The sequence below is a fragment of the Variovorax sp. Soil_C_26 genome, assembly GCF_057657075.1.
This window is the reverse complement of record NZ_JBDGJC010000057.1, coordinates 1-329: the sequence shown is the minus strand read 5'-3', so window position 1 is coordinate 329 and position 329 is coordinate 1. Positions and strand designations below refer to the sequence as shown.

Here is a 329-nt window from a genome sequence, read left to right as displayed (position 1 = left end):
GGGCGCCGAGCAGATCCTGCTGCATGCCGAGCGCAACCTCGACGTGGAGGTGGAGGGCGACGAGACGCACACGACCGAGAAGACGCGCACCACGCTGATCAAGGGGCACGAGTCGGCCACTTACGAGGCGGGCGAGGAGCGGCACATCACGGGCGGCGCGGTGGAGACCATCGACGGCGGCGAGGAGCGCACGGTGACGGGCGGCGCGACCGAGACGGTGACGGGTGGCGAGACGCGCACGATCACGGGCGGTGCGACCGAGACGATCACGGGTGGCGAGACGCGCATGGTCACCGGTGGGCTGACCGAGACGGTCAATGGCGGCGTGA

1 protein-coding gene is annotated in these 329 nt (G+C 70.8%); it reads left to right on the top strand.

All coding sequences use genetic code 11. The features are described 5' to 3' along the window. A partial coding sequence (locus AC3A6G_RS27455; protein WP_487863281.1) for a bacteriophage T4 gp5 trimerization domain-containing protein occupies positions 1–329 on the top strand: 329 nt, incomplete at both ends.